This is a genomic window from Bacillus sp. SLBN-46 (genome assembly GCF_031453555.1).
Classification (GTDB): domain Bacteria; phylum Bacillota; class Bacilli; order Bacillales; family Cytobacillaceae; genus Neobacillus.
Genome location: NZ_JAVIZM010000001.1, coordinates 1984225 through 2007944, shown reverse-complemented (window position 1 = coordinate 2007944; position 23720 = coordinate 1984225). Strand labels below are relative to the sequence as shown.

General features: G+C 36.6%; 26 protein-coding genes. 4 read left to right on the top strand and 22 right to left on the bottom strand.

Annotated elements, in window-relative coordinates:
• Window positions 1-156: 156 nt before the first annotated feature.
• From QFZ87_RS10205 to QFZ87_RS10195, 3 genes are all read right to left on the bottom strand, one after another.
• Window positions 157-1353, bottom strand: a complete 1197-nt coding sequence (locus QFZ87_RS10205; protein WP_309860650.1) for a M14 family metallopeptidase — start codon at window positions 1351-1353, stop codon at window positions 157-159.
• A gap of 114 nt (window positions 1354-1467) precedes the next feature.
• The gene (locus QFZ87_RS10200; RefSeq protein ID WP_309860648.1) at window positions 1468-2442 is read right to left on the bottom strand and encodes an ROK family glucokinase; all 975 of its coding nucleotides are present in this window, start codon (window positions 2440-2442) and stop codon (window positions 1468-1470) included.
• A gap of 20 nt (window positions 2443-2462) precedes the next feature.
• Complete coding sequence (locus tag QFZ87_RS10195; RefSeq protein ID WP_309867759.1) at window positions 2463-2666, bottom strand: YqgQ family protein; 204 nt, start codon at window positions 2664-2666, stop codon at window positions 2463-2465.
• 222 nt (window positions 2667-2888) lie between these two features.
• On the opposite strand from QFZ87_RS10195, the gene QFZ87_RS10190 reads away from it, so the two are divergent.
• Window positions 2889-3740 carry a hypothetical protein gene (locus QFZ87_RS10190; RefSeq protein WP_309860646.1) on the top strand — a complete coding sequence of 284 codons (852 nt, stop codon included), beginning with the start codon at window positions 2889-2891 and terminating at the stop codon, window positions 3738-3740.
• On the opposite strand, the gene QFZ87_RS10185 is transcribed toward QFZ87_RS10190, so the two are convergent.
• From QFZ87_RS10185 to QFZ87_RS10100, 18 genes are all read right to left on the bottom strand, one after another.
• Window positions 3712-5274: a rhomboid family intramembrane serine protease gene (locus QFZ87_RS10185; RefSeq protein ID WP_309860644.1), complete on the bottom strand. Its 1563-nt coding sequence runs from the start codon at window positions 5272-5274 to the stop codon at window positions 3712-3714. The genes QFZ87_RS10190 and QFZ87_RS10185 overlap by 29 nt on opposite strands.
• A 146-nt stretch (window positions 5275-5420) precedes the next feature.
• Window positions 5421-5615, bottom strand: a complete 195-nt coding sequence (locus QFZ87_RS10180) for a hypothetical protein (protein ID WP_308083177.1) — start codon at window positions 5613-5615, stop codon at window positions 5421-5423.
• Between the two features lie 100 nt (window positions 5616-5715).
• Window positions 5716-6669: an L-lactate dehydrogenase gene (locus tag QFZ87_RS10175; protein WP_309860642.1), complete on the bottom strand. Its 954-nt coding sequence runs from the start codon at window positions 6667-6669 to the stop codon at window positions 5716-5718.
• A gap of 162 nt (window positions 6670-6831) precedes the next feature.
• Entirely contained in the window at window positions 6832-7620 is a 789-nt protein-coding gene (locus QFZ87_RS10170) for a DUF92 domain-containing protein (RefSeq protein ID WP_309860641.1), read from the bottom strand.
• A complete protein-coding gene (locus tag QFZ87_RS10165) occupies window positions 7617-8183 on the bottom strand; it encodes a 5-formyltetrahydrofolate cyclo-ligase (RefSeq protein ID WP_309860639.1) in 567 nt (188 codons plus the stop codon). The genes QFZ87_RS10170 and QFZ87_RS10165 overlap by 4 nt, the downstream gene beginning before the upstream one ends.
• 62 nt (window positions 8184-8245) lie before the next feature.
• The gene (gene rpmG / locus QFZ87_RS10160) at window positions 8246-8395 is read right to left on the bottom strand and encodes a 50S ribosomal protein L33 (protein ID WP_015594975.1); all 150 of its coding nucleotides are present in this window, start codon (window positions 8393-8395) and stop codon (window positions 8246-8248) included.
• A gap of 75 nt (window positions 8396-8470) precedes the next feature.
• Window positions 8471-9088 (bottom strand): hypothetical protein, encoded by a 618-nt coding sequence (locus QFZ87_RS10155; RefSeq protein WP_309860636.1) that lies wholly within the window; start codon window positions 9086-9088, stop codon window positions 8471-8473.
• Window positions 9089-9098: 10 nt separating this feature from the next.
• Window positions 9099-10364, bottom strand: coding sequence for a glycosyltransferase family 4 protein (locus tag QFZ87_RS10150; protein ID WP_309860634.1), 1266 nt, complete (start codon window positions 10362-10364; stop codon window positions 9099-9101).
• Window positions 10357-11037, bottom strand: coding sequence for a DUF4912 domain-containing protein (locus QFZ87_RS10145; RefSeq protein WP_309860632.1), 681 nt, complete (start codon window positions 11035-11037; stop codon window positions 10357-10359). The genes QFZ87_RS10150 and QFZ87_RS10145 overlap by 8 nt, the downstream gene beginning before the upstream one ends.
• Window positions 11038-11250: 213 nt before the next feature.
• On the bottom strand, window positions 11251-11919 hold the full coding sequence (gene phoU, locus QFZ87_RS10140) for a phosphate signaling complex protein PhoU (RefSeq protein WP_309860630.1): 669 nt from the start codon (window positions 11917-11919) through the stop codon (window positions 11251-11253).
• Window positions 11920-11923: 4 nt separating this feature from the next.
• The gene (gene pstB, locus QFZ87_RS10135) at window positions 11924-12703 is read right to left on the bottom strand and encodes a phosphate ABC transporter ATP-binding protein PstB (RefSeq protein WP_396133960.1); all 780 of its coding nucleotides are present in this window, start codon (window positions 12701-12703) and stop codon (window positions 11924-11926) included.
• Between the two features lie 6 nt (window positions 12704-12709).
• Window positions 12710-13471: a phosphate ABC transporter ATP-binding protein PstB gene (gene pstB, locus QFZ87_RS10130; RefSeq protein WP_309867757.1), complete on the bottom strand. Its 762-nt coding sequence runs from the start codon at window positions 13469-13471 to the stop codon at window positions 12710-12712.
• Window positions 13472-13546: 75 nt separating this feature from the next.
• Window positions 13547-14434: a phosphate ABC transporter permease PstA gene (gene pstA, locus QFZ87_RS10125; RefSeq protein ID WP_309860625.1), complete on the bottom strand. Its 888-nt coding sequence runs from the start codon at window positions 14432-14434 to the stop codon at window positions 13547-13549.
• Complete coding sequence (pstC, locus tag QFZ87_RS10120; RefSeq protein WP_309860623.1) at window positions 14434-15354, bottom strand: phosphate ABC transporter permease subunit PstC; 921 nt, start codon at window positions 15352-15354, stop codon at window positions 14434-14436. The genes pstA and pstC overlap by 1 nt, the downstream gene beginning before the upstream one ends.
• An 83-nt stretch (window positions 15355-15437) precedes the next feature.
• Window positions 15438-16349, bottom strand: coding sequence for a phosphate ABC transporter substrate-binding protein (locus tag QFZ87_RS10115; RefSeq protein WP_309860620.1), 912 nt, complete (start codon window positions 16347-16349; stop codon window positions 15438-15440).
• A 251-nt stretch (window positions 16350-16600) separates the two neighbouring features.
• The gene (locus tag QFZ87_RS10110; RefSeq protein ID WP_483862246.1) at window positions 16601-18697 is read right to left on the bottom strand and encodes a peptidoglycan D,D-transpeptidase FtsI family protein; all 2097 of its coding nucleotides are present in this window, start codon (window positions 18695-18697) and stop codon (window positions 16601-16603) included.
• A gap of 210 nt (window positions 18698-18907) precedes the next feature.
• Window positions 18908-20122, bottom strand: coding sequence for an MFS transporter (locus QFZ87_RS10105; RefSeq protein WP_309860617.1), 1215 nt, complete (start codon window positions 20120-20122; stop codon window positions 18908-18910).
• 133 nt (window positions 20123-20255) lie between these two features.
• Window positions 20256-20864, bottom strand: a complete 609-nt coding sequence (locus QFZ87_RS10100; RefSeq protein WP_309860615.1) for a superoxide dismutase — start codon at window positions 20862-20864, stop codon at window positions 20256-20258.
• Between the two features lie 253 nt (window positions 20865-21117).
• On the opposite strand from QFZ87_RS10100, the gene QFZ87_RS10095 reads away from it, so the two are divergent.
• Complete coding sequence (locus QFZ87_RS10095; protein WP_309860613.1) at window positions 21118-21816, top strand: Crp/Fnr family transcriptional regulator; 699 nt, start codon at window positions 21118-21120, stop codon at window positions 21814-21816.
• Between the two features lie 20 nt (window positions 21817-21836).
• On the opposite strand, the gene QFZ87_RS10090 is transcribed toward QFZ87_RS10095, so the two are convergent.
• Window positions 21837-22322, bottom strand: a complete 486-nt coding sequence (locus tag QFZ87_RS10090) for a DUF456 domain-containing protein (RefSeq protein ID WP_309860611.1) — start codon at window positions 22320-22322, stop codon at window positions 21837-21839.
• A gap of 121 nt (window positions 22323-22443) precedes the next feature.
• Between QFZ87_RS10090 and QFZ87_RS10085 the strand changes: the two genes are divergently transcribed.
• A complete protein-coding gene (locus QFZ87_RS10085) occupies window positions 22444-23223 on the top strand; it encodes a DUF1189 domain-containing protein (RefSeq protein WP_309860610.1) in 780 nt (259 codons plus the stop codon).
• 83 nt (window positions 23224-23306) lie between these two features.
• The gene (locus tag QFZ87_RS10080; RefSeq protein ID WP_309860608.1) at window positions 23307-23654 is read left to right on the top strand and encodes a LysM peptidoglycan-binding domain-containing protein; all 348 of its coding nucleotides are present in this window, start codon (window positions 23307-23309) and stop codon (window positions 23652-23654) included.
• Window positions 23655-23720 lie beyond the last annotated feature (66 nt).

The window sequence follows — 23720 nt, the reverse complement described above, 5'->3', positions numbered from 1 at the left end:
TTATGTTAGTACGTTTTTTTTACAAAAATGTTTCAGGTTTTCTAACTTATAAGACAAAATAGGAAAAAAGCCGTATACCCGGCTTTTTATACGCATTGTCTTATTGATGATAATTTATTTTAATCAGTATGGAGAGATAAAACAAGTATATCGTGTCTATAAAAATGAAAAAGAAAGAGCAGCCTTAAAAATCGCCTCTGATGGCTTTAGTATTTTTTGAAATTGCGATAGGGGAAGAGGATTGATCCCCTTTCCTAACTCCATAGTAAAACCTGGGCGTTTAAATTCTTGGATAAACCAATCTTTATATCCTGCATGACTATTAACATAACGTATGGCTTGGTATCCGCTTACTCTCTCAAACTCTTTGGCCATCTCTTCTGATACTGAAGGCTCAAGACCTTCATACCCCCAATAAAATTCCTCTCCTTGTGTGTGGAGGGCGATTATAAAATCAAAGGAGCTATTTTTTGCTAAATTCGCCATCGCAATCGCTTCAGGTTCAGTTAATGGTGAATGGCCTGGGAAATCCCTAGGCGCTGGGGATTTTGGTGTCTTATTTCTTTTACAAACGTCCCAATTAGCAGGAAACTGATTATTGAGGTCAATCCCTCTAATATTTGCCTTCCAATGAACGAATTCATCGCTTCCCTCATTCATTTGAATTACATCCTCCCTCAACTCCCTAGGAGGCCCATTTAATACGAGGTCTACTCCATCAGGGTTGACCATAGGTACAATAGATAACTCTATTTCTTCATATGAATGAAAAGTCTTTTCTCCTCTTATCATAGATCCATTAGTTAAAGAGAGAAGATAATTATTGACTAAGCTCATTAAAACCATAGTTGTAATCCATTCATTAGCATGGAACGAGGCATTCATATGTATTTTCTTTTTACCCCGTCCGATTCTAATTTCATGAATGGAATTCCCAAGAACACTCTTACCTATTATATTAACTGAAATAAAAGGATAAGCCTTCTTAAGGGAATGAATTGTTTTTTCAAGGCTGATATAATTACAAGCAGATTTCACTGTAGTAAAAGGAGTAGCAATCCTCTCTGGTACATATATGGTCTCACCCATTTTTACACGTTCTGACTCCATACTTGGATTAAGGATGAGAAGTGCATCTACATGTAGATCGACAGCCGCTGCAATGTCCAATAAAGTATCCCCATCTTGTATTACATAGGGGATTGATATATATCCTGGTATTTTAACTTTTTCTCGCAATTTTAGGTTATTTGGACTTATATTAGGGTTGGAATCTTCAATGAGGCTGATCGGCACCTTAAACAAGCGACTAAAAAAGGATACTGTCTCTCCGGATCGTATTGTTATTTCCATTCTTCCCCCTCCTCCCATCATAAATAAATATGTATGATGACTGCAAGAAATGAATGAATGAATGTATGAAAAGAAAAAGCCTGCACGATTGCAGGCTTTTCAAATGATTGTTTACTATTGGTTTAATTTATTCTTTATAAGCCATGCTGCCCCAAGGACTCCAGCATCATTTCCTAATGTTGCTAAAGATAAGGTTGTGGATTCTCTGACAGCCGAGAAAGCATATTTAACAAAGTATTCTTTTACCTTATTTAATAGAATGCTCCCAGCTTTTGAAACTCCGCCGCCAAGGACAATCATCCCTGGATTTAACGTATTGGCAATATTAGCGGCAACAAAGCCTAAGTGAAAGGACACCACATCTAAAACTTCAAGAGCTAATACATCCCCATTTTTGGCTGTATCGAACACATCTTTAGCCGTTATTTTTCCATTATTGATTAATATATTCCTTAGTTCACCCTTTGATTCGTTCTTATTTAACTCTTCCATCGCCAAGCGAACAATTCCTGTAGCTGATGCCACTGTTTCAAGACACCCAGTCTTGCCACAATTACATGGTGCACCATCAAAAGGGATAGCAGTAATATGGCCAATTTCTCCAGCTGCACCGTTCACACCCTGAACGATGTTGCCATTAGCAATAACGCCACCGCCAACACCTGTTCCTAACGTGATGCAAACAAGGTCCTTAGCTCCATTTCCAGCACCCTTCCACATCTCGCCCAAGGCTGCACAATTGGCATCATTTTCAATTGTAGCTGGAAGCATGGTAGCTGTTTCGAGACTTGCTTTTAAAGGATAATTATCTCTCCAGCCTAAATTCACCACGTTTAAAATGATTCCATTCTCGTAGTCAACAGGCCCAGGAGCACCCATTCCAATTCCTATTAATTTGTCCTTCATCTGACCTAATTCCATTAATTTTTCATCAATGGCTTTTGAAATATTGAATGTAATATTTTGACCTTCATTGGTGTTATCGGTAGGTACTTCCCATTTTTCAACGATTTCTCCATCCATCGTGATAAAGGCAATTTTAGTAGTGGTTCCCCCTAGATCAACACCTGCAATCCATTTCTCTGACAATGTATATTCACCTATCTTTGTTATTTTGATTTTTCTTTTTCTAATTGAATTTCGTGCCTTAAAATTAACAATGCCGTTTGGAACTCTCTTGTTTCTACTAACTGCGCCTGATACAATTCCTTTAATTCCAACTCCATTAGTTCAAGATCTGCGACTCTATCTCCGACGTAAATAATTGTTCCAAATTGCTTTAAGAATTGCTGAATTTCATAAATCGTTTTCATCATGATCCCCTTAATTTTAATATGGAGAGAACAATTAGTTTCACAACAAAAAGTATAACCTAAGCAAAATTCCACCTCAAGGCAATAATTTATTTATTCTATAAAAATCTTTCCTTCTTCCTTAATACATGTCCAATTTATTGGCATTTCCATGATAATGTGGCCATATAACAGTAACAGGACAAACAAAGTGTTATTTAAACCACGGAAGGAAGAAAAATAGTGAGAAAAATTTATGTCATGGTTGGAATTTTAATACTCAGTATCACTGCTTACGTTTACTTCCAAGTAAAAACACCTGTTGCAGAAGAAAGTATTACTTATTTTCCAATTGCACCTAATGTTAACTTTACATCTGCCAAAACCTCTCTATCTATAATTGAACCAAGTTCCTTACTTTGGACGATAGATTCCACTCTTGACCGAAAAGCGTATTTACGGCAGGATGCAGGGTTTTTATACTCCAATGGAAGGCTGATTGGAGAACTTGGCGATTGGAAACAAACTACATCAAGGCTCATACAAGAGAAGCGCATTCCTATTAAGGATTCTTCTCTTTTTCAAGCAATTACTTTTCACCAAGGAGAACTCCATGAAAATGACGGCCCAATATTTAGTTCACAAGCATTATCAGATGATTATTTATACGTCATTCCCCAGGATAATACTAATCGATCCTTCCACAGTCCTAAAACAAAAGAACAAACGGAGTGGAAACAAAAACTAGATGAACAAACAGAAAGAATGCTGCAATACAGCTGGAATAAAGGGATTAGGCACTACACTATTCATTTAAATGACTATCAAGCATTCCCATTCACCCTATTTAGTGAGAAAGCAAAGTCAGGTTTATCTGGATTTTCAAAAGCAGTTACCGATCGAATTGTTGGTCAATTATGGGAAGGCCTTTATAAAAATTACTTCCTTGGCATAAAAAAAGCCGATGGCACCATTGTGTCCCCAATCGGCAGTACCCTCCCGCTCATTTTACTAGCAAAGAATAAATCACATTTATTAGTTTTAACTGAGACAGAAAATGGAGAGCCTATTCTCCTCCGCCAGATGATTGAATAAGTTGATCAATTTCCCGGACTAAGGCCGTATATTCCTTTTTATCCGGACTTAGTTTGGCTGCTCTTTCAGCATACTTTTTCCCTTGTATTAGGTCGTTTTCTTCTAAATAAATTAGTGCCAAATTATAGTTGGCTTCTGGAAATTCAGGTTCCAATTTTAAAGCCTTATGCAAATGTGTTCTTGCCTCTGTTAGCATGTTTTGCTTAATCTCCGTAAAGGATAACAGAAAATAAATTTGAGCCGAAGGGTTCTCTGACCTCTCCTCGACACCCTTAAGAACTTCATATGCCTGCTTATAATTCTCGTGGTTTATATATTCTTGAGCTAATATGAGATTTGAATTTTCACCTTTTGATTTTAATGTATCACTAAAACCGAAATATAAAGAAATCGCAACCGTCATAATGGATAGGAGTAAAAATATTCCTTGTAATAGAGGTTTTTTCTTCTTTGGAAAATGCATGATTCCTGATGCCAAAAATCCTCCAATTAGGCCACCTAAATGTCCAGCATTATCTATTCCACTTTGTGAAAAACCAAATGCAATATTTACTAAAAAGATAGCGATCACGTACGTTCCAAGTGTCCTTGCAAATAATTTAGGGTAGATGACACCGAAGTAAAGTAAGGCTCCAAAGCATCCCGCAATAGCTCCACTTGCTCCTACAGAAACGTTATCAACAAATATAAAGCTGGCAATGAACCCTGTTATTCCCGAAAACAAGTAGATAAATACAAAGCGGAAACTACCGTACATTCTTTCAATTGCCGTACCTAGAAAATATAAGGACAGTGTGTTCATAGCTAAATGGGTAAATCCACTATGAAGAAACACTGGTGTAAGAAAGCGCCACCATTCACCATCTAGAATGTACGGATTAAACTTTGCTCCATACTTAATCAAATTCTGGTTATTCGTACTTCCACCATGTGTCTCTAACCAGAAAAAAACGGCAATTTGAATGATCATAAATACATAGGTAAAAAACGGTTTACCACTCGTAAATACAGCTCTTTCAGATTTCGCTTTTTTCATTGCATATTCTAAAGCGGTATTCTTTAAATTGGCGGCATCCTGTTCCGAGTATTCATCATTAATTGAAAACGTAATATCCTTTCCATACCGCTCTGAAAGAAGTTGCAAACCTTCATTGTAATTCTTGCTGGTTAATAAAACTGAGTTCACAATCGTTTTCTTTCCTTCTGGGTAAACAAACGGCTTAGCCAGTCGATACTCATATTCATCAACAGGTGGAAATTGACTTACATAAATATTTAATAAATTTAGTTCCCAACGACGGACCTGTCTACGGACTCTCTCTCCATTAGATGTGCAAAACTCAATATCTTTTTGTATGGAGTTGCTCCAGTCAATGTCTTGGCGAAGCAAACGAACAATTGGAGCACCCTTACTTTCAAGTTTTTCTAACCAAAGCTCTTTTTGATTATCAAATAATTGAATAATTCTATAGCCCTGCTCAGATATGAAAAAATATGCCAACCTCCAAAAAACATAGTCCTCTCTAAAATTCAACTTGCCCCCTACTTTCTATATAAAAATAAGTCGCAGTTAGAGACTTTTTAATTTCCTCATTACTTTCATTATAAACGAATTATTTAAGTCACAAAAATTAAACAAGGAATATTAGTTAACAAAATAAAAAAACCATCTGTGGCTTTTCACCGCTCAGATGGTCCTCCAAATACCGATTGCATCATTTTATTTTTTACACCAGGAAAGCTCATGATGGAACCAACAGCTAACCTACGCATCCAACCGGAACCAAGTAGAATATTGATTAAACGATATCTGTATCGATAGGCAAAATATCCAATTGAGCCAATCATCAAAATGGATGTTAACATACGTGACATTCTCATCCCTCCTGTTGATATTTTGTGATATTGGTTTGCATATTATCCAAAAATCCGTAAAAAAAGACTGACCTTTTGCAGTCAGCCTCATATTGTCTTTCTATATATTCTTAAATACAGGTTCCATTGTGTTCTTTAGTACATTAACTGAGTTTGTAAACTTTTCTTTTTCATCCTGACTTAAGTCGAGCTCGACGATTTCTCTTATCCCGTTTCGATTTACTACTGCAGGTACCCCAATATAAATATCATTTTGTCCATATTCTCCATCAAGGTATGCGGATACTGTAAGAACAGAGTTTTCGTTTCGTAAGATTGCCTTGGTCAATCGAACTAAGCCCATGGCAATTCCATAATAAGTGGCACCCTTTCTTTCAATGATATGGTAGGCTGCATCACGAACATTTAGGAAGATTTGATTTAAATCATCTTGAATGAATCCAGCTTTATTTTTTGTCCATTCTGAAATAGAGGTACCAGCTATATCAGCGTGGCTCCAAACAGGAAGCTCAGTATCACCATGTTCACCAATTATATAGGCGTGAACATTTCGGGTATCTACATCGAAGTAGTCGCCCAGTAAGAATCGGAATCTTGCAGTATCAAGGATTGTCCCTGAGCCAATGACGCGTTCTTTAGGAAGTCCTGAGAATTTCCAGACCGCATAGGTTAGAATATCAACTGGATTTGTAGCAACAACAAATATTCCATCAAAACCACTCGCCATAATTTGTTCAACAATGCCTTTAAATATTTTGGTGTTCTTTTCAACTAAGTCAAGTCGTGTTTCGCCTGGTTTTTGGTTGGCCCCTGCTGTAATGACAACAAGATCTGCGTCCCCACAATCCTTGTAATCTCCATACCAAATTTTTGTACGAGATGGAGCGAATGGAAGTCCATGATTTAAGTCCATTGCATCTCCTTCTGCTTTATCTTTATTTAAGTCAATTAAGACAAGTTCCTCAGTTATACCTTGATTTAATAATGCAAATGCATAGCTAGAACCAACAAACCCTGTACCAATTAATGCTACTCTATTCACTCGATTTAACATGGCTTATTCCTCCAATAGGTAGTTTAAGGTGCGTTCATCAAATCTCATTTATATCTTACCTACAATTAGATTGTACACTATTTCACAATCTTTCATTACTATAAATTCTTCATGAAACCGTTATCTATTAGTCAATTTTGTTACAAGTGGTTTTTTTGTTTATTACCTTGTTAATTGAATGACTAAAATTGCTAAAATTGCAGAAAGCACGCCTGAAAGAAAATTCACCATATCATTATCTACTAATGGAATACCCTTTATTCTAGTCGTTGCTATTTGACAATGTTCTTTTTTCTCAGTCTCTATCCCACATTTTTTACAAACATATACCTGTTGGTAAAAAGCCCCTATAATCGTATCAATAACATTACCAATATATCCAAATAAAAAAATGAGAACAGTTACTCTAAAGCTTAACATAAAAAGCCAATAACTAAAGATAGATATAAGAAGCGCGCCAGCTAGTGCTGCGGTGCTTCCTAACAGACTAATTGCACCTGAGGTTCCCTTCTCAATCCGTTTAAATGTACGTATGTATATAGGGTGCTTACGGCTAAGGCTACCAATTTCAGAAGCCCATGTATCTGAATTCGCACTTGCAAGACAAACAACAAACCCTATTAACCAAATAAAATTAGGATGAGAGAAATGAACAATACTAAAAAATCCAGCTGCTCCTCCATTAGCAAACACTTGCCGCCAATCCCTTGTTGCACCTTTTGCTAATTTTTCTTCAATACTATTCTTTGCGGAGCTCTTATATTTTGACCATAGGCTTGAAGAGGCAAAGAAAACACCAAGAAGGACCAATCCGTTTATTCCAAAACCCAGATATACAGCAAGCCCAGTAATTATAGCTGCAAGGGCACCTGATACGGTCAACGATTTAAGTGAATAGCCTGCTAGTCCTGTCAATAGAATACCAATAAAAACAATTAAAACTTCGATCATTTTGTATAAATAACCTCAACATTTGTAATAATTTTTGATACAGGTAAATCATGCGTTTCAACTTGGAATTGCTCAACTATTTGATTTTCAAAGGCCATTGAGAGTGTTTTCCCTGAATAAGCGGTTAAAAACCGATCATAATACCCACCTCCAAATCCCACACGATATCCTGTCTTCGTATAGGCAAGGCCTGGTACAATTAAAAGATCGATATCATCTGCTTCGACCTTAGCAGTTTGGTCTTCAATTGGTTCATATAGACCATAAAACACGGACTCAAGCTGGGAAAATTCCTTTAATGTTCGAAATACTAATTTCTTTTCCTTTGGGTTACACTTTGGTACTACCACTTGTTTACCTTGTTCCCATGCTTTACGAATAATTTGATATGTATCAACTTCAGGACGTTTAGATATGGTGATTCCAATGACATTTGCTTGTTTCCAGTCATCATCATCAAACAATCGGGTTGCTATTTTATAGGAGTAATCTTCATAGAGAGGTCTTGTTAGTTCTGAGAGAGAATCTTTTATTATTTTGCGTAGTGAATGTTTACCATTCATTCGATTGAAACCTCCATACATAACATTTGGACAACAAAAAAAGCAGCAGGAAGCCCTACTGCTTATTTTGTTTCACGGTGTGCTGTTGTACGCTTTTCTCTTGGGCAATATTTCTTAAGCTCAAGACGGTCTGGGTTGTTACGTTTATTTTTTGTTGAAATATAGTTACGGTCTCCACACTCAGTGCAAGCTAACGTAATATTTACACGCATGTCAATTTCCCTCCAAACGATTAAGCTAGTTCGTTCATACGACTTTTCTATAATATCATTTTTCAAAAGGAAATGCTAGTGTATATTTTTTATTAGAGCATCTTCCATTGCAATTAATTCATTTTTGTTCGATCCATTAATACTCCAAGTCATCATTTTGCCTGTTTCATGTGGTTGAATGGCCATTTTTAAAGCAAACACGCTTGCTGCAGGACCCTTAGCCAATGGCTGGTATTTCAAAGTCCCGGTTTGAAGTGAGCTCCAAATTTGGTCTGTATAGACATTCCAAAGAGGCATAGCCGTATATTCTGTTAATCCTATCCTTTGGTAATGAGCATTAACTAAATAAACCTGTTTATTAGTATGATGAAAAATGTGATTATCTAAGGGAGAAACAAAGGTTAAATTATCTTTCCCAACATTTGAAAAATGGTGCATAGCTAATACTTTAATCTCTTTCTCCTGATTGCCGTGATTACTTACGAAAATACTGGACATTCGAATTTTAGAATGTACTTGTTCCTGTTTTACTCTGATTGTCATCTCTTCATCATAAATGACCTTTTCCGTACAGTCCTGTAGCCAATAGTACTTCCCATTTACCCATAGCCCCGGAATAAATAGTAATGATTCAGATGACTGTTGACGGCCGGAAGTCTGTTCAATATTGTGTTTTTCAATTAAATTCATCATCGCTTACACCTTATTTACGAATTATTTGCCTTCCCTGTCCTTCTTCCTCACTCTTGTTAATGCGCTCACTTAACAATAAATCTTCCATTACTCTACTTGTTTCTGAGGCAATTCGTTTCCAACCATACAAGCTCTTTACAATTTGTCTTCCCTTTTCTCCAATTTCTTGTGCTTTCTTAGGGTTATTATGTAAAAAGCTAATTTGCTCCAGTAAGCTTCGTGCATCTCCCGGAACCATCAATAACCCTGTTTGGAGGTGCTTAACTATTCCTTTCATGCCTCCGGTATTGGAAACAATCGTTGGTTTACCGAAGGTCATTGTTTCCAATGCAACAATACCAAAAGGTTCGTATAAACTTGGTATCACCGCCAACTCACTTTCTTGAATCAAGACATTCCTTTGTTCATCTGTAATGAAGCCAATAAATTGGACGTGACTCTCTAATTGCCGGGTTGAAATATGCTGGCGATATGCCTCAAGCATTGGCCCCTTTCCAGCAATAATAAACCGATAATCTAATCCTTCATCTTTGGCAATTGCAGCTGCCTCTATGATTGTTTCAAAACCCTTTTCCTTTACAATTCTCCCTAAGGAAAATATATATTTTCCGTTCTTTAGTCCCGGGAAAATCTCATTTAAGGCTTGATTTGGTGCCACTAACTCAATTCCATTTGGAATAACAGCTATATTCACATATGTTTCTTTAAATATAGAAAGGAGTTCATCCCTCATGTATTCACTGCAAACAATAATATGATCAGATTCAGAAATTAACTGTTGTTCCTTCTCATGTATAAATTGCTGCATTTCATTGTAAATCCCATTATTTCTACCATGCTCAGTTGCGTGAATGGTCGTTAATAATGGGACACCAAGGGTATCCTTTAAAACAATAGCAGATGCCCCTACAAGCCAATCATGTGCATGTAGTAAATCAAATGTAATCTCTTCTGATAATCTTTCAGCCTTAAAGGCCATGGCCAAATTTAAGCCGCCTATCCAGGGGAAAAAATGCTCATCACGATTATTAATTGGCTGAACTCGATGAACATGCACACCACTCATGGTTTCAAACGCAGGAAGTTGGTCCGTCCCAGCCGTTAATACATGAACTTCATGACCAAGTGCTGCCAATTCAGCGGATAAACCAGCTACATGCCTCGAGAGTCCGCCAACAATATTCGGTGGATACTCCCAGCACAGCATTAAGATTTTTAATTGCCAATTATTTGCGGGCTTATTAGCCTCATCTTGTTGAGAAAATGTCTTATTCATTTTTCTCCTCCAAGTTGTTTGTTGTTTCAACATAATAGCTATACGTACTTACATGTTCCGTCCACTTTGGCGGTTTCTCTTCATATTCTTGAACCTTCAAGTAAAGATTAGAGTTCCCTTCATACCCACTCACTATCTGGGATTGAGGGGTTTGAATGCAATTAGACCGAAGAAGAGGGAAAAAGTTTTGATCTGAAAAATAAATTCCTAATTCTGCAACAAAATTCCTATTGGGTATTAGGCCTTTTATTATCCAATGTCCACTTTGATAAGAAACGGGTATTTCATAAAAATGGTGTGCATTTTTTCCATTAAACGTAATATCTGTTACGTCATACACACGGATAACCGTTACGAGCTCCTCAAACCTTTTCTTGAAAAATAGTTCAATTATTTTCTTCGGTATTTCGGAAACTTCCCAGAAAAGAATAATTTTTCGAGGGGAAACAAGTTTTGCCTTCAATTCACCCTTAAGAGGAATTTGATCAGGTGCAATTTGGCTATTAGCGGACTTCTTACCAGTGGTTTTTTGGACATTTGAATGAATTTCATCCGAGTGATCTATCCATTTATTCCATCTATATTGAACTTTACCAACCGTTGTATTAAGTACTGAAGCAATTCTTGGAAACGATAGCCCGTCCCCTCGTAATTTAATTATTTCCTCAATCATGTTTTGTCCTCCGTTTCTGCAAACAATCATTATATGCATATATATCCATATTATTCTTATTATTTATAATTTAATGTTATCATCAGATTGATAGGCACACAATAAACGCAATTTGTCGTATCTTGCTTCCTTTTCGACAAAACTCTACCTTGTGAATAAAAAAAAGACGAAGCACTCTTAGTGTGCTTCATCTTTGATTCATACTATTTTTTGTTAGGCGTTCAAATCAATTCGTTTTCCTGTTACTAAATAGATTACATTTTCAGCAATATTTGTGGAATGGTCAGCTATTCTTTCAATAAATCTACACACGAATGCTAATTGGATAATTTGGTTTGTAGAATTAGGATTTTTAGGAATGTAACCTAATAGTTCCTGAATCAGGCTTCCAAACATTTTATCTACTTGATCATCTCTTTTAGCACAACTTTTAGCAAGGGTAATATCCTCTGAATAAAATGCTTTGATAGAATCAGATACCATATCTAAAGCCATTTCCATCATATTTGGAATATCAACCATTTCTTTTATATGTTTTTCATTTCCGATATGAACCGCAGATTTTGCAATGTTCACAGCCATGTCCGCCATCCGCTCCACCTCAGATGATACTTTTAAGGCTACATTGATTTGTCTTAAATCTGTTGCTACAGGTGATTCTCTTGCAATTAATAATAAAGCCTTATCATTGATTTCATGCTCTAAATCATCAATTTCATTATCGCCATCAATTACAAGCTTAGCCATTTCCATATCTTGGTTAATTAGAGCGATCATCGATTCCTTTATGGCCAACTCAGCTTTATTAGCCATTTGTAATAGCAATTCTTTCAACTGCTTTAAATTATTATCAAAATTCGACCTTGTACTCAATTTAGTCACCTCATCATCCGAATCTTCCTGTAATATAGCCTTCCGTTCGTGAATCTTTTGGATTTGAAAAAATAGCAGAAGTGGAATCTAATTCGATTAATTCCCCCATTAAAAAGAAAGCTGTTTTATCTGAAACCCGTGCCGCTTGCTGCATGTTATGGGTAACAATAACAATGGTATATTTTTCTTTCAACTCTAAAATTAATTCCTCAATTTTCAAAGTAGAGATGGGATCGAGGGCAGAAGTCGGCTCATCCATTAACAAAACCTCAGGTTTAGTCGCGAGCGCCCTTGCTATACATAACCTTTGCTGTTGCCCACCTGAAAGTCCTAAAGCAGGTGCATGTAAACGATCCTTAACTTCATCCCATAGAGCCACATCCATTAATGATTTTGTGACAAGTTCGTCCAAATGAACCTTTTTCTTAATTCCATGAATTCTTGGACCATAGGCAATATTATCATAAATCGATTGTGGGAATGGATTACCCTTTTGAAAGACCATGCCAACATGCCTACGCAGTTCAACAAGGTCCATTTTCTCATCTAATATATTTTGACCATCATAATTAATTTCACCGGTCATTTTTACATTTGGGACCATATTGATCATCAAATTTAGGGTTTTAATAAATGTTGATTTCCCACAACCAGATGGACCGATAATAGCTGTTACTTCTTTTTTATTAATAGGAAAATTGATATTCTTTAAGGCATGATTCTCTCCATACCATAAGTTAAGATCTTTCACATTAAAAACTTCTCTAGTCAATGTTGGGATTGCCACACCGATTCCTCCTTATCCAAACCTACCAGAAATATATTCTTCGGTCTTTTTAACAGATGGATTAGTAAAGATTGTTTCCGTGTTGTCATATTCAACCAAATCGCCGTTTAAAAAGAAGGCAGTTTTGTCTGAAATACGAGATGCTTGCTGCATATTATGGGTGACAATAATAATTGAATAATCCTTCTTTAAATCAACAATCAAATCTTCAACTTTAGCATTTGATATCGGGTCTAGAGCAGAAGACGGTTCATCCAGGAGCATAACAGTCGGTTTCATCGCAATTGTTCTTGCGATACAAAGACGTTGCTGCTGTCCTCCAGAAAGCGAGAGTGCCGATTTATGGAGCCGATCCTTTACTTCATCCCATAGCGCTGCTTTGTGAAGACTTTCCTCGACAATTTCATCTAAGACTTTTTTCTTTTTTATCCCAGCAAACTTAAGGGCATGGGTAATATTTTCGTATATCGATTTAGGGAAGGGATTTGGCTTTTGAAAAACCATTCCAATTTCCTTACGTAAAGCTACAACATTGATGTCATCAGACAAAATATTGACATCTTCATAAAGGATTTCACCTTCAGCCCTTGCTCCCGGAATTAAGTCATTCATCCGATTAATACTTCTCAGGAAAGTTGATTTACCACATCCTGAAGGACCAATAAGCGCTGTTACGCCATTTTTTTCAATATCCATTGATATTCCATTAACTGCACGCTTTTCCCCGTAGAATATCTGCAAATGATTGACCTTCAAAATATGTTCCTTTACCATATGGCTGTTTGACTGAACAGCTTGTTCTGTTGAGCTCTTTTCCTTAAAAGCTGTAACCATCATGTATCCCGCCCTTTATTTAGTTGCTGTGATTTTCTTATGAATCAAACTACCAATCCACCGGGCTAATAAATTAAATATTAGTACGGATATAACTAGAACTGCAGCAGATCCATTTGAAACTTCCTCAACGTCTGGAATTAACCCTTGAGTATTAACTGACCAAATGTGAACAGCCAGTGTTTCCGCAGGACGGAAAATATTTAATGGCGATTGCGCTGAAAATGGATTCCAATTCGCATAATCTAATCTTGGTGTAGAAAGGCCTGCCGTAAATAACAACGCCGCTGCTTCACCAAACACACGACCCGAAGCAAGAATGGCTCCAGTTAAAATAGACGGGAAAGCACTTGGTAATAAAACTGTTTTAATCGTATGCCAATGAGTAATTCCTAGGGCAAGGCTCGCTTCTTTTAAATCGCGAGGAACTGATCGAAGAGCATCCTCACTAACCCTTACTATTACAGGTAAATTAAAAACAGTAAGTGCCAACGCACCACCCAGGATGGTATAGCCCCAGCCTGTAACATTTACAAACATTAATAAACCAAACATCCCGATGACGATAGATGGCAGTGATGCCAACACTTCAATACATGAACGAATAATGTCTGTAATTTTCCCTGGTTTTGCATATTCAGCCATATAAATACCACCGCCCACTCCAAGTGGAACAGCAATTAACATTGTAATAAACAAGATATAAAAAGAATTAAAAAGTTGATCACGTATACCTCCGCCCGCACGTACGTTGCTAGATGGGGTTGTTAAGAAATCTATTGAAATATGCTTAAGACCATTAACCAAAATATAATAAAATAGACCGACTAATATAGAAACGATAATAATAGCAATTGCAATAAAGACTCCCGTTGCAATACGATCCGCAGTTTTGCTGTTCATTACATTTTCCTCCTAGAAGAGAGATAGCGAATAAGGAGAATAAACGCAAACGACATGACTAATAAAATCAATCCCATTGACCATAGTGTATTATTTTCAACACTTCCATAGGTTGTATGTCCCATATTGAGTGTAATAATCGTCGTTAAAGTTGCTGATGCATCTAATATGCTTGATGGTAGGTCTCTTACGTTACCAATAACCATTTGAACAGCTAGTGCTTCCCCAAAGGCTCTGGCCATACCTAACACGATTGCCGTTAAAAGAGTTGGTAATGCTGCTGGTATTAAGACTTTACGAATAGTCTGCCAACGGGTGGCACCCAACGCATAGGAACCTTCACGAAGATTTTTTGGTATTGAACTCATTGCATCTGTCGCAATGGTCGTTACAGTTGGCAAAATCATAATTGAAAGCACAATCGTCCCAGATAATAAACTAAAGCCGAGACCCCCCACACTCTCCCTGATAAAAGGAACTAACACGGTAAGTCCGATGAAACCATAAACAACGGAGGGAATTCCCACCAATAACTCAATGACAGGCTGTAAAATTTTCCTTCCCCAGGATGGTGCAATTTCAGTCATAAAAATAGCACCGCCAATACCTAATGGTGCAGCAACTAGCGCCGAAAGGAAAGTGACGGCAAAGGAGCCGAAGATAAACGGTAAAGCACCATATTCCGGATTAGCTTTATTTGTAGGGTTCCAATTTGAACTAGTAATAAACTCAATCACACTGACACCATTTTTAATAAAAGATTGTAGACCTTTGGTACCTAAGAAAATGGTGATTGAAATGGTTACTGAGATCATGATTACAGCACATAGTATGACTATAACCTTGCCTCTCATTTCCCCAGACATTAGACTTTTTTTTGATTTTAATAATCTCTCACTTGCAGGAATTGTTTTTTCCATATAAATCCAAACACCCCTATGAATACGTCATAAGAGGGTAAACGCATCCTGCATTTACCCTTTACTTTTAAAAATTTTACTGCTTATAGGTTTTTCTGCTTTCCTTCTGCATCACGTTCAACCTTCATTTTTGTAACAGGAAGGTATCCTTGTTCTTTTAACAGAGTGTTTTGAATATCATCTGACATTAAATAGTCAAGGAACGCTTTTGCAAGGCCATCAGGCTCACCTTTCGTATATGAATGTTCATATGCCCAGATTGGGAACTTACCTGATTGAACGCTCTCATCAGTAGGTTCTACTCCGTCAATTGAAAGTGGAGTAACTTTATCATCAGTGAAATATGAGAATGCAAGATAACCAACTGCTCCATCTGTTTCATTGATAATTTTCTTAACTGTGTTTGATGAATCTTCTGTAATTCCTTCTGCTGGTGTAGCACCATCTAAACCAAATTTATTGAATACTGCACGAGTACCAGATGAATCAGGACGGTTTACTAATACGATTTTTTGATCCTTACCGCCAACTTCTTTCCAGTTCGTCACTTTTCCAGTAAAAACTTTAACTAAATCTTCTTTTGAAATATCTTTAATACCTACATTAGGGTTAACGGCAGCAGTGATTCCAACTACAGCTACTTTATGATCAACAAGCTGGTCGGCAGGAATACCTTCTTTTTCTTCAGCAAAAACGTCTGAGTTTCCAATTTGTACAGATCCTTCAGCCACTTGTGATAAGCCTGTACCAGAACCTCCAGCATTAACTTGAATATCAACATTAGGATTGTCTGCCATAAATTCTTCTGCTGCAGCTGCAACTAATGGCTGCATTGCAGATGAACCGGAAATAACTAATGAGCCAGAAAGTTCTTTATTTCCACCATCAGCTGTTCCGTCTTTTTTATCAGTACCAGCTCCGCCTCCACAAGCAGCCATCATGACCATAACTGCTGCTAGAATCGAAAATAAGCTTAATTTTTTCAGGCTTTTCATTTCTTAATTCCCCCTAAGGATTTTAGTTGTTATTAATGTTTGTCTTCCTTACATGTTTAAGAATAAACCCTCACTGTAAACCGGGTTTTAATGGAATGTAAAGGTTTTGTAAATCTATGTTGAGCTTTTGTAAATTCACCATCCTTACTTGTCCCATTTATTTCTGATTTTGTTATGTAATTATATCTTGCTCCAATTGCTTTAACTTTATAAAAAAAAACTGCTCCAAATTGGAGACAGTTTCTTGTTGACTATTGGTTGTTTTGATTTGCATCAGTAGGAATTTCAGTCTGCTGTTGTTCTGTAGTTGATGATTCTCCCGTACTATTACGATTCTTTTTTAAGTCAAAGTATGCATCCATTACTTTTCGGCCAATTAAGTTATTCACACTCGGTCCACTATTTCCTTGGTATGCCCATGGTACCATAACAGCCAAAGCTACTTCAGGATTGTCTGAAGGTGCAAAGCTAACAAGACTTAAGTTCATGACTGGTGTACCATATTTAGATTTATCAGACCCGTAATAAAAGGCCTGTGCAGTCCCTGTTTTACCGGCTGGGTGGTACGGAGCACTTTTAAAGTAACTTGTAGCTGTACCATCGCCCACCTGCATAACCATGCGGAAACCTTCTTGTACTCGCTTAATCCATTGTTCTTTCATATCCACACGATTTAATACCTTAGGTTGCATTTCTTCAATAATAGGACCTAATTCATTATTCTCCATTATTGGCTCGCGGATTTCCTTAACGATATGTGGCTGCACACGATAACCGCCGTTAGCAATCGTAGAAACATACTGTGCAAGCTGAATCGGTGTATAGGTATCATATTGACCAATGGCAAAGTCAAGAAGCAAACCTGGTTTATTTTCTGAACCCGGAAAACCGCTCGCTTCGTTTGGCAGGTCAATCCCCGTCCGGGTACCAAGTCCAAATTGACTAAAGGTTTGTCTCATTGTATTAAAAGTCTTTTCTGTATCTAATATTAATGGTCCGTTAGGGACATAACGTCCATGGGCCATCTCAATAACTGTTTTCCACATATAAACGTTAGAAGAGACTTGAAGTGCTCTTAAGTCATTAATTCTTCCAAATGTTTTCCAAGATTTTTTCACCTGTGTACCTTTAATAACTAAAGGTTCATCCAGTTGAGTATCTCCAGGACTTATTGCTCCTGTTTTATAACCCGTTAGGATGGTTGCCCCTTTCACAGCGGACCCGACGTTATAGGAAGATGTAATATTCCCTCCAGCAAAGTCTTTCATAACGGTTTTACCAGCTTTGTCCTTACCAATTTGCTTTCCGGCTAGCGACAGAATTTCTCCTGTTTTAGGATTCATGACTACTACAAAAGCACGATCCAATAGCGCAGTATTTGGCTTTTTCTTCGCATCCCACATCTCATCTTCAATAATTTTTTCTACCTGCTTCTGTAAATCCATATCAATGGTTAATACAAGGTCTTTTCCCCTTTTACCTTCAGAAACAACTTCAGTAGAAAGAACCTTCCCAGACTTATCTGTTACATTTTTTACTTTTGCTTTTTGACCATGAAGGACATCCTCATACTTTAATTCAATATAACTTTGTCCCACACGGTCATTTCTGCTATAGTCTCGAGCAAGATATTTACTTAACTGTTCTTTTGGTATTCCTGCTTCTGAGGATGAAACATTGCCTAAAATGGACCCTAATGTATCACCAAACGGATAAGTTCGGTCCCAGTCAGTAGTTGTATCCACACCTGGAAGATTTTCTAAGTTTTCACTAACAATCGCAAATTCTTCAGGTTTTACATCTTTATTTTTAACGATTTGTGGTGTCAGTGCATATCCGCTATTGAATTTCCTATAAATCGCTAGGACTTCCATTGCCTCTTTATCATTTTCTAGCTCCATAAGATCATCATTTTCAATTCTGTCAATTTGCATTTGATAGATTTCTTTGTCAGTTAATTTTTTTTGTTTATATTTATCCCATTCTTTTTTAGAGATTAAGGCCTTTGCCTTTTCAGGATACTTCATAATCCAAAAGTCTTTTTTATCTCTTACAGGTATTTTTTTTGTGTCCATCTCAATAAATTTTGCCAATTTCTCTGCTGTTTTCAACATTTCTTCTTGCGTAGTACTTTGATTCTTTGTATAAGTAATGGCATTTAAAGGTTTATTATCAACAATGGCTTTCCCATTTCGATCATACATTTTTCCTCTTGGGACAGGGTTATTTACGGTGATATCCTCTGTTCGTTCAATTTCCCGTTTAAAATCATCACCAAAAACAATTTGTAATTCACCCAAGCGGAGGATGAGAACGGAAAACAGCACAAAAACCACAAAAAATAACATATTTAAACGGAACGGTACATGCGTCTTCTTTTTTTTCTTTTTATTCAAGGTTCTTACACACTTCCTTTTTTCAAGGCTTAACACAACATCCTCTATTTTATAAGAAAATGAGCTTTTTTTCTATGAATAACCCTTACCAATTTTGCGTATTTCGACATTTTTTATTAATTTCTCTTCAAAATGGAAAATGAGGCTGATTTGTCAGCCTCATTACGCTACAGGTAATTGAACCCTTTTTATAAATAAATAAATCAAAGAATGTCCTGCACCTAATATTAACAATAATATAGGAATACTTTGATCCTCATTAAACCATGTGACTGCGGCAATAAAGGCAAGGATAGAAACGATTCGTCCTAAGTTTAGAAAGATTTCTCTTACAACGATATACTCAATTCTCATTTCTGCAGCTTTCCACCCGTTTCCTATCACATCATAGGTAGTTGACATATACGGGACAAGCAAGAGTGGATAGGCCAGAGCAATCATAGCAGCATAAATTAACAGTTTTACGAAATTTACATCCCATACAATGATTAAGACGGCCGCATATAGTATTAGACCACCAATCAGAATGGCTTTTTTACGATTGTTCTTTTTGATTAAGCGGGATGCAAGGTAATAAGCAACAAAGGAAATGCCCGAGTTAATCAAACCAAATGTACCTAGAGCCATTTCACTCCCAGTTGAAATATAAACAAACACGGAGATAACAAATAAAAACGTCCCTTCTCTAAGTCCCTGGAAAAAATGGGCATTGGTAACGAGACGCCAATTTTCATTTAGTTTTCTTTCCTCTAATATACGTCTAAAACAATATCTCCCGGCAGCAGGTCTTGGCTTTAAAGAAAAGCTGATAAATACAGCAAGTGCAAATAATGCTAAAGACAATCCAAATACAAACGTATATCCGGTGAATTTTTCAAATCTAGTGATGATGAATCCAGCAGCTAATGGACCTATCATTCCACCTGCTGAGCTAAGGATCCCTAAAAATCCGTTAAAAAAATCTCTAGTTTCTGGTTCTGTAATTTCAAAGGTTAAAACATTGTAGGCTAGCCAATAAAAACCATACCCTATACCCAGGAGACTGCCCAAAAGTAATAAAAAGGTGGATGCCTTTGTACCAGTAATTAATACCATTAGATAAAAGACAGCCAAGAAAATCACACCGATTCTAAGTACAATAACCCTATCGATTTTCTTTGCCCACCGTCCTGCTAAGATAAACGTCAACAGTTGTAGAACGACAATCGAAAGATTATAAAGTGCTAGATCAAAATAACTTCCTGTTTGTTTCCATAGGTATATATTCACAAATGTATTGGAAAGAGCAACACTTAATGAATATAACCCCCCAATAACTAACAAAAGTGTTAGATCTTTTGTTAATTCTACATCACCTAAAATTTTTGATTTTTTCACCTTTAAAACTCCCCTTTATCTTAAGGGTAGTCTTTAACAAGAGAGTGGTTTCTATTCAAATTTTTCGGGTATCGGAACAAACAAAAAGACAGCTGCTTTTAAAAACAGCTGTCTTTTTGTTTTCATTAAGGAATTACTTTGCTTCGTTGTAACGTTTAGCAACTTCATCCCAGTTTACTACGTTCCAGAACGCACCAATATAGTCTGGGCGTTTGTTTTGATATTTTAGGTAGTAAGCATGCTCCCAAACATCTAGGCCAAGAATAGGAGTTTTACCTTCCATTAATGGAGAATCTTGATTTGGAGTGCTTGTTAATTCTAATTCGCCGTTTGACACTGATAGCCATGCCCAGCCAGAACCGAAACGAGTAGTTGCAGCCTTTGCAAACTCTTCTTTGAAGCTTTCGAAGCTTCCAAATTTGCTGTTAATTGCATCTGCTAATTCACCTGTTGGTGCACCGCCACCATTTGGTGAAAGGATTTGCCAGAATAAAGAGTGGTTTGCATGTCCGCCACCATTATTACGTACAGCTGTACGTACTGCTTCTGGAACAGCATCTAAGTTTGCAATTACTTCTTCAACAGATTTAGAAAGTAATTCTTCGTTGCCTTGTAATGCTGCGTTAAGATTTGTTACATACGTGTTGTGGTGTCTAGTGTGGTGAATATTCATAGTTTCCTTGTCAATGTGTGGTTCAAGAGCATCTTCTGCATAAGGTAATTGTGGTAATTCAAAAGCCATGTAAAATTCCTCCTATGTATTCATATTATTTTTCGGCTAAAGTCAATCAAAAAATCCAACGATTTTTCGAATTTTCTTAAGCTTTGTAGCTTAAGAGTACCAAAATTAGTAAAGCGTTTCAAATAAAATGCTTAAGCTAACATATTTACAATCCCCATTTCAACGATTTTTATTCATAACTCATTATATTTCAAAAAAGTGTCATGATTCTCCTTCCCTTATTCTGTTAAGCTGTAATATATAGGGAGTGATAATGATGGAAAGCAATATGGTTTCTATATATAATTTAATGGTCCAGTTTTTCCAAAAAAAAGAACCGATTCAAAAGATTAAATCTGGTTCGGTCCTTTTTCAAGAAAAAGATTCAGTAGAGTATGTTTACTTATTACTTAAAGGAAGTATTGCACTTGGAAGAGTCCACTTAAAAGGAAAAGAGTTTATTTTAAAAGTCTTGAATAACCAAGAGTTAATTGTTGAGTATCAGTTGTTTAAAGCAAATCCCCATTATCAATTTTATGCGAAAACATTAACTGATTGTGAAATGTTGCTCGTCAAAAAGGAGCATTTTGAAGAATTTGTCTTGACAGACCCAGAAGCAATGAATGCTCTTGTTTACTGGTTAAGCACTGGTTATCTTAAAGCGCAAATGAAATGCCAGGACTTAATAATGAATGGAAAAAAAGGAGGCCTGTATTCCATTTTGATCCGATTGTGCAATTCATATGGTGTGAAGACAGATGATGGCATCTTGATTGACCTTCCGCTAACACATCAGGAACTAGCTAATTTAACCTTTGGGACACGAGAGGTAATTCAACGTTCTTTGAAGGAGCTTCGAGAAAAGGATATCATTTCATATGATAATCAAAAGATCACTGTTAAAAAGATAAGCTGCTTAAAGCAAGAAGTAGATTGCCAAAATTGTTCCTTCGAAATTTGCGGTTTAAATTAAAAAGCCACCTCGGTGGCTTTTTAATTTAAAATAACCACTAGGAAATATCCGATCATTATTGCTTGAATGATGGTTTTTGTCACAACACTGCTTATAAACCCTATTACAGAACCAAATCCGATTTTTATGCTATCCATAAAGTTTCTTTTATTGAAGATTAACTCTGCTGCTATTGCACCAATAAAAGGCCCAATTAAGATACCCAACACCGGGATAATAAATGGTCCAAAAATAAGACCAATCGTACTTCCCCAAATACCGGCTTTAGAGCCCCCATATTTCTTAATGCCAATCATATTTGCAATATAATCAGCCACAAACAATAAAATGACAAACAATCCTTGAATTACCCAGAATAACCAATGAAAAGGTTCGAAACTAAAAAACACGCCATACAATAGGAAACCTGCTACCAAAAAAATGACGCTGGGAATGATGGGGTATACCAATCCTACGAAAGCTACAATAAATAAAATGGCTATTAATGCCCAATACACTATTTCCATCTTTTCATTCCTTTCTATAGTTATTTTTACGAACGAGAATCAAAAAGGTTTCATGAGGCATTCTTGTATATAAGGCCTACAAAAGATACAATAGAATGGAATCTGTATAAAGGTGGTCACTATGAATATTTTTAAACAATTTATTAAAAGTATCTACTCCCCAAAAGATATTGCTTTATTTCGTTTCCAGGGAATCGGGAAAACTATTCTTTATGTGTTCTTTCTAACATTGATTTCCGTTCTACCTGCCATTATTTATTTTAGTACAGCATTAACCACTGGAATAGATACCGCTGAGAAGATTCTGACGAATGAATCGCCTGATTTTTCGATAAAGAATGGACAACTATCAGCGAAAACCGATGTACCTGTTATAATTAATCGTGAGGACTTCACGATTATCATCGATCCAACTGGCACTATGACTGAAACCGATGTGGAGAACGAAGGAAATGCTTTTGCCTTGTTAAAGGATGAATTCGTCCTTACTGCAGCAGGACGGACTGATACATCACCCTATTCCATGTTTGAAGGTTTAACTAAGGATGAAATGCTTAAATTTATCGATTCTATTGCTGGAGTAAAAGGTGTTATTATACCTGTGGTTTCGCTGCTTATTTACCTTTTCTCTAGTGCCGCCAGCTTTATTGAAGTGTCCGTCTTAGCATTAATAGGTCTAGTATTAAAGAACCTATTAGGAAGAAAGCTCAATTATCGCCAATTATGGAGAATGGCTGCATATAGTGAAACGCTGCCTACGTTATTTTTTACGATTATGGCAGCCATTAAAACCACTGTACCTAACAGTGCGCTGATCAATTGGTTTGTTGTGATTATTGTTTTATACTTAGCCATCAAGGAAATTCCAAGACCAAAAACGGTTAAAAGAGATGCACCATAATTGGTGTATTTTTTTTATATAGTTCTTTTTTTAGTTGGACAAGCATAGGTATGTACAAACTTTCTATGCTGGAGGCTTGTCCGATGAAAAAACTTTTTGGTTTGTTATTATCTGTTTTAATCATATATGTTATTTACTTTGATTTAACTGTTGGCACACTACCCACTTCAGCTCCTCAGCATGTTGATGCACAGATGGAGAACATGACTAAAGTAAACAATAATAAACCTAATACAGATATCCCTGCATTTGAAGCAAAAGTAAAACCTGGCGATACAGTTATTTCAATCGTTGAAAATGAGTTAGATAAATCTCTTCCTGTTTCAATAACCGAGCTTATTGAAGACTTTAAGAAGCTAAATAAAGGAAAGTCTCCTGAGAAAATTCAGATTGGCTCCACCTACGTTTTTCCTGATTACTCAAAAAAATGAGGATAATTGCTTCTTCTTGTCAAAAATAGTGGTAGACTGATAAAATAAAGTCGAATTGATTTTAGA